Annotated in this window: 7 protein-coding genes; 5 read left to right on the forward strand and 2 right to left on the reverse strand. The window is 66.0% G+C overall.

All coding sequences use genetic code 11. The annotated features are described in order from the left end of the window. Nucleotides 1–27: 27 nt before the first annotated feature. A complete protein-coding gene (locus tag A4X16_RS16715) occupies nucleotides 28–435 on the reverse strand; it encodes an arsenate-mycothiol transferase ArsC (protein WP_067122899.1) in 408 nt (135 codons plus the stop codon). 95 nt (nucleotides 436–530) lie between these two features. Between A4X16_RS16715 and trxB the strand changes: the two genes are divergently transcribed. From trxB to A4X16_RS16740, 5 genes are read left to right on the forward strand one after another with little or no spacing between them, the layout of a single operon-like run. Then, nucleotides 531–1,505, forward strand: a complete 975-nt coding sequence (gene trxB, locus A4X16_RS16720; protein ID WP_067122903.1) for a thioredoxin-disulfide reductase — start codon at nucleotides 531–533, stop codon at nucleotides 1,503–1,505. Next, a complete protein-coding gene (gene trxA, locus A4X16_RS16725) occupies nucleotides 1,502–1,828 on the forward strand; it encodes a thioredoxin (protein ID WP_067122905.1) in 327 nt (108 codons plus the stop codon). The genes trxB and trxA overlap by 4 nt, the downstream gene beginning before the upstream one ends. Continuing rightward, nucleotides 1,825–2,916: an ACR3 family arsenite efflux transporter gene (arsB, locus tag A4X16_RS16730; RefSeq protein ID WP_067122908.1), complete on the forward strand. Its 1,092-nt coding sequence runs from the start codon at nucleotides 1,825–1,827 to the stop codon at nucleotides 2,914–2,916. Before trxA ends, arsB begins: the two co-directional genes overlap by 4 nt. 2 nt (nucleotides 2,917–2,918) lie before the next feature. Beyond that, nucleotides 2,919–3,914 carry a metalloregulator ArsR/SmtB family transcription factor gene (locus tag A4X16_RS16735; protein ID WP_067122911.1) on the forward strand — a complete coding sequence of 332 codons (996 nt, stop codon included), beginning with the start codon at nucleotides 2,919–2,921 and terminating at the stop codon, nucleotides 3,912–3,914. 28 nt (nucleotides 3,915–3,942) lie between these two features. After that, the gene (locus tag A4X16_RS16740; RefSeq protein ID WP_017201945.1) at nucleotides 3,943–4,350 is read left to right on the forward strand and encodes an arsenate reductase ArsC; all 408 of its coding nucleotides are present in this window, start codon (nucleotides 3,943–3,945) and stop codon (nucleotides 4,348–4,350) included. Nucleotides 4,351–4,542: 192 nt separating this feature from the next. On the opposite strand, the gene A4X16_RS18515 is transcribed toward A4X16_RS16740, so the two are convergent. After that, nucleotides 4,543–6,000 carry a zinc-ribbon domain-containing protein gene (locus A4X16_RS18515; protein ID WP_442922920.1) on the reverse strand — a complete coding sequence of 486 codons (1,458 nt, stop codon included), beginning with the start codon at nucleotides 5,998–6,000 and terminating at the stop codon, nucleotides 4,543–4,545.

Here is a 6,000-nt window from a genome sequence, read left to right on the forward strand (position 1 = left end):
AAGACGGGGTGCTGACCCCGCCGGCGGTCATTCCAGCAGTCGGGCTGCCAAGGCGTGCACGTTCTGGTCGACAGCGTCACGGAGTTCTCGCACGGCGTCGCTGTCCACGGACCAGTCCGCAGGATCAGGGAACTCCCACTGCACGACCTCACCGGAGACTGGCCCGGGTAGTTCCAAGCCCGGCTTCATCAGTACCACCACATCGGCGCTCGCGAGGTCGTCCGGGGTGACGGCGCGCGGCACTGCCGCTGAGGTGTCGATGCCGAGCTCGTCGAGAGACGCGGCGACCGCGGGGTTGATCGCGGCAGCGGGGTGTACGCCGGCGCTGTCTGCGATCAGTCGATCGCCAGCATGCCGGGCCAGCAGGTGCGCGCCCAGCTGTGAGCGTCCGGCGTTGTGTGTGCAGATGAACAGCACGGTCTGAGGGTCTGTCACGTCATCCTTCTCTCCTCCGGCGGGCCGCTCGCCCGCCGGACCGTTGGCGTGACACCAGGCTTGCACGTTGTATCGATAAGTGTCAATATAGACACATGTCGATTCAAGAGGTTGAGCTGATCATCATTGGATCCGGGCCCGCCGGCTATACGGCTGCGGTGTATGCGGCGCGGGCGGGCCTTGCCCCGGTCGTGCTGGCCGGTTCCGTCACCGCGGGCGGTGCGCTCATGACGACCACCGAGGTGGAGAACTTCCCCGGTTTCGTCGATGGTGTCCAGGGTCCGGAGTTGATGGAGTCGATGCGCGCGCAGGCCGAGCGCTTCGGTGCCCGCATCCTTCTCGACGACGCTGTCTCGGTCGACCTGGCAGGGCCGGTGAAGACGGTGCGCACCGGATCGGGCGACACCTACCTGGCGCGTGCGGTGATCCTCACCATGGGGTCGGCCTACCGCAAGATCGGACTGGCCGATGAAGAGCGTCTCACCGGTCACGGGGTCTCCTGGTGTGCGACCTGCGACGGCTTCTTCTTCCGCGACCAGGAGATCGTCGTGGTCGGCGGTGGCGATTCGGCGATGGAGGAAGCGCTGTTCCTCACCCGGTTCGCGTCGAAGGTCACCGTGGTGCACCGTCGCGACACGTTCCGCGCCTCACAGATCATGGCGCAGCGGGTGCTCGAGCACCCGAAGATCGACGTCGCCTGGAACAGCGAAGTAGCCGGCATCCTCGGGACGGACAAGGTCGAGGCGGTCACGCTGCGCGACACGGTCTCCGGAGTGGAACGCGAACTCTCCGTGACAGGGGTCTTCGTCGCCATCGGGCACGACCCGCGCTCCGAGCTCGTCGCAGGCTCCGTCGACACGGACGCTGACGGGTATGTGCGGGTCGCCCACCCGTCCACCCGCACCACCCTCGACGGCGTCTTCGCCGCCGGCGACCTGGTCGACCACACCTACCGGCAGGCCATCACCGCAGCCGGCACGGGTTGCGCGGCCGCCCAGGACGCCCAGCACTACCTCGCGGCCCTCACGGACACCGCGCCCGCATTCGACGCCCAGGAGGTCCTCGCATGAGTGTCCCGATCGTGGTCACCGACGCCACATTCCAGAACGACGTCACCGACTCCGAGATCCCCGTCGTGGTGGACATCTGGGCCACCTGGTGCGGTCCGTGCAAGCAGATCGCCCCACTTCTGGACCAGCTCGCCGTCGAGTACGACGGCCGGGTCAAGATCGTCAAGCTCGACGCCGACCAGAACCCGGCCACGGTGACCGCCATCGGCGTCACCTCGATCCCCACGCTGGTCTTCTACAACCAGGGTGCGCGCGTTGACATGCTCATCGGCGCCCACGCCAAGCCCGCAATCGCAGAGAAGATGGAGGCGCTCCTCGCATGAGCTCCGCAACCGCACCCACCCCCACAACGACCACCCGCCGCCTGTCGACCCTCGACCGCTGGTTGCCGCTGTGGATCGGACTGGCCATGGTCGCCGGAATCCTCGTCGGCCGCTTCATCCCTGGCGTCTCCGAGCTCCTCGCCCACATCGAAGTCGGCGGCATCTCCGTGCCGATCGCGCTCGGCCTGCTGGTGATGATGTACCCCGTCCTCGCGAAGGTCCGCTACGACAAAGTCGCCGCCGTCACCGGCGACAAGAAGCTCCTCATCTCCTCGCTCGCACTGAACTGGGTCGTCGGACCGGCACTGATGTTCGCCCTCGCCTGGGCGTTCCTTCCCGATCTCCCCGAGTACCGCACCGGCCTCATCATCGTGGGCCTGGCCCGGTGCATCGCGATGGTCGTCATCTGGAACGATCTCGCCTGCGGTGACCGAGAAGCCGCCGCCGTCCTCGTCGCCATCAACTCCGTGTTCCAGGTCATCGCCTTCTCCCTCCTCGGGTGGTTCTACCTCACTGTGCTCCCCGGATGGCTTGGACTGGACTCGCAGGGACTGGAGATCTCGATCTGGCAGATCGCACTCAACGTGCTCGTCTTCCTCGGAATCCCCCTGATCGCCGGTTTCGCGTCCCGCCTGATCGGGGAGCGTGCGAAGGGCCGCGACTGGTACGAGGACACGTTCCTTCCGAAGATCGGACCGTGGGCGCTGTACGGCCTGCTGTTCACGATCGTGCTGCTGTTCGCCCTGCAGGGTGAGCAGGTCACCAACCGGCCGTGGGATGTGGCCCGCATCGCCCTGCCGCTGTTGGCGTACTTCGCCGTGATGTGGTTCATCGGACTGTTCACCGGGAAGGCGCTCGGGCTCGGATACGCCCGATCCTCCACTCTGGCGTTCACGGCCGCGGGCAACAACTTTGAACTCGCCATCGCCGTCGCCATCGGCACCTTCGGGGCCGCCTCCGGTCAGGCCCTCGCCGGCGTCGTCGGCCCACTGATCGAGGTCCCCGTGCTCGTCGGACTCGTCTACGTCTCCCTGTGGGCGGCCCGGCGCTGGTTCCACACCAACCCGTACACCGCTGAAAGGATGTAGCCATGAACGTCACGCTGACGACCACCGGCGACACCTGCAGTCCCGTCGCCACCCACGCGATCGGCGTCGACGCCGCCACTTCGGTTGCGGCGACGCTGAAAGCGCTGTCCGACCCGCTCAGACTGCGCATGCTGTCCGCCATCGCCTCCGACCCCCGCGGAGAGTCGTGTGTGTGCGACCTGGCCGAACTCGCCGACGTCTCCCAGCCCACCGTCTCGCACCATCTGAAAGTCCTCAAAGACGTGGATGTCCTCGTCTCCGAGCGGCGCGGCACCTGGGTCTGGTACCGCATCAACCCGAACCGCCGCGGCGCGGTCACCGCACTCCTGGACTCGTTCGCGCCCGCGACCGTGAGTGAGCCGTGGAGCGTTGAGCGCACGGACGCAAACACACGACCCGACTTCGACGCGCGCGTGACTCATCTTGCTGACGAGCTCGCCGACGAGATCCCGGAGATCGACGCCGACGTGGTGCTCACCATCGTCCGCGAGTCGTACACGTCCCTTGCCCGCACTGCTCGCGTCACCTCTGCATTGATCCCCTTGACCGAGAGGTTCGCCCGGCAGCGCCTCGCTGACCTCACCAGGGACCGCGACGCCTCCGTCCCGCAGGTGCTGTTCGTGTGCGTTGCGAACGCCGGACGCTCCCAGCTCGCCGCAGCACTCGTGAATCAGATCAGCGGCGGTAAGGTCGTTGCACGTTCCGCAGGGTCGAATCCCGCGGACGTCATCCACCCCCACGTCCGATCGCTGCTCACGGACATCGAAGGTGACATTGCCGCTGACCGGTATCCCAAGCCGCTCACCGACGACGCGGTGCGTGCGGCAGATGTGGTTGTCACGATGGGCTGCGGGGACGTCTGCCCGATCATCCCCGGCGTTCGGTACGACGACTGGGCGGTGGGTGACCCCGCTCTCGCGTCTCGCGAAGGCGTCGAAGCGATCCGTGACGATATCGCCGCACGCGTCCATGTTCTCGTGGACGACCTTCTCCTCTAACCCCTCTACCGCCCATTCAGGAGCAAACATGACTGACACCACCGTTAAGCCTTCCGTCCTCTTCGTCTGCGTTCACAACGCCGGACGGTCGCAGATGGCGGCCGGGTTCCTTCGCGAGATCGCTGGCGACCGTATCGAAGTTCGCTCGGCCGGGTCCATGCCTGCGGATCAGATCAACCCCACCGCCGTCGACGCGATGCAGGAACTTGGTATCGACATCACCGCCGAGCAGCCCAAGGTCCTCACCACCGAGGCGGTGCAGGCCTCTGACGTCGTGATCACCATGGGGTGTGGCGACGCGTGCCCGTTCTTCCCCGGAAAGCGCTACGAAGACTGGAAGCTCGACGACCCCGCTGGTCAGGGCATCGACGCCGTGCGGCCCATCCGCGACGATATCCGTGGCCGCATCGAACAGCTGGTGAGCGAGCTCCTCTGAGAAGTCCACGGGCTCGACAATCCGCGACGCTGACGTGAGTGGCGAGTCGGCAGTGCGATCTTGGTCAGGCCTTCATCGCTTCTCGACTCGCTCGCGTTTGGGCGAGCAGCGAACACGTGAGCCTCTGACCTTCGTGCTCGAAGGGTTCAGGGTCGCCAACCGCAAGCTCGATGGCGTTGGCACCTAGAGTCGCTATTTCCGGCAGTCGGGGCAGCGGGCGTGAGGCCTGCGGGTTCTGGTCTGAACTCTCGATGGCCACGTATACCCGCAGGCACAGTGCCAGGTGACTTTTCTCCCCGATCCGACAGTGACCTCGGTGGGTGAGAGGGCGTTAGAGGCATCCCACTGCGCTGCGAGATCGGGTCGCAGGGTTGCAAGGTCAGTCTCCCCTGGGATGGGTAGCTTTCCTGCGCAGTACGGGCAGCCGCAGCCGGACGTCCGGTTTTTGACTGTCGCGGGCCACGAGTGATTGCGGTGGCAGATCCACGACACTTTCACGTGGGAGGAGACCGTGACCTGATTTGGGGAGCAGTCGTTGCTGGGATCCCACTGTGCGGCGATGTCGGGCCGCAGTGTCGCGAGGTCAGTGGCTCCCGGGATAGCGACCCGGCCGGAGCATGAGGGGCACCCCGAGCCCGCGTGTCGGTTGGCGACGGTCGCTGGCCACGTGTGATTCTCAGCGCAGCGCCACTGGGCTTCATAGGAGCTACTGACGGCCACTTCGGAGGGTGTTCGGTCGTTCGCCCCCGCTTTGTGGTCCCATTCCGAAGCCAGATGAGGGTCGAGAGTTCCTAAGTCGTTGAATCCCGCGAGGACGACGCGATTCGCGCAGACGGGGCATCCCGTCTTGTCCTTCGTGCGACCCCAGACGGGAAGCTCCCACGTGTGACTCAGCGCGCAACGCCATACTGCGGGGTAATCCGAACCCGCGGTGACCTCGCTCGGAGTCTTGGAGTTCGCGCGGTCCCATTGTTCGGCGAGTTGAGGGTGGGTGGTGGCGAGGTCGTTGAAACCGGCGAGGGTGCGTTGATTGGAGCAGTACGGGCACCCGTGTCCTGAGCAACGGTCGCCGACAGCCGCGTCCCAGCTGTGGTCGCAGGGGCCGTGCCACCAGACGACGCGGTCGGATCCGGGGGTGACTGTCTCCGGGGTGATGGAGCTGTCGTTGAGTTCGTGATCCCACTCTGCTGCGAGGCCGGGGTGAAGGGTGGCTAAATCTGTTTCACCCGGTATCGCCCGGCTACCGCTGCAATAGGGGCATCTGCTTTCTTGCGTGGTGCGGGAGCGCACCTGGGCGGGCCAGGTGTGCTCGTGAGCAGTACACCTCCAGTTGATTTTCCGGGCGGAGGTGGCGCTCACGTGATGGGGGTCCCCACGGTTGGCTCCTGGGGTGGTGTCCCATTCCGCGGCGATGTCTGGCCGCAGGGTGCCGAGGTCGGTGTGTCCCGGCCAGAAGTCCATGCCGATGCAATATTCGCAGTTGGTCTCGGCAGAGCCTCGCACGTGGGGGCTTGCTTCCCAGGAGTGCCCCTCCTCGCACAACCACCAGGCTTTGTGGGAGACGTCGACTCCGGACCAGGGGTCGCGGGTGGGCGGGTTGCGATCCCAGTCCCATTCGGAGATGGCTTTCGGGTGGCGGAGGATCCACAG

The sequence above is a fragment of the Microbacterium sp. H83 genome (genome assembly GCF_001650405.1).
In the GTDB taxonomy this organism is placed as follows: domain Bacteria; phylum Actinomycetota; class Actinomycetes; order Actinomycetales; family Microbacteriaceae; genus Microbacterium.

Coding starts and splice junctions, on each gene's coding strand:
- trxB (WP_067122903.1), top strand. CDS start 531: ATGTCGATTCAAGAGGTTGAGCTGATCATCATTGGATCCGGGCCCGCC.
- trxA (WP_067122905.1), top strand. CDS start 1,502: ATGAGTGTCCCGATCGTGGTCACCGACGCCACATTCCAGAACGACGTC.
- arsB (WP_067122908.1), top strand. CDS start 1,825: ATGAGCTCCGCAACCGCACCCACCCCCACAACGACCACCCGCCGCCTG.
- A4X16_RS16735 (WP_067122911.1), top strand. CDS start 2,919: ATGAACGTCACGCTGACGACCACCGGCGACACCTGCAGTCCCGTCGCC.
- A4X16_RS16740 (WP_017201945.1), top strand. CDS start 3,943: ATGACTGACACCACCGTTAAGCCTTCCGTCCTCTTCGTCTGCGTTCAC.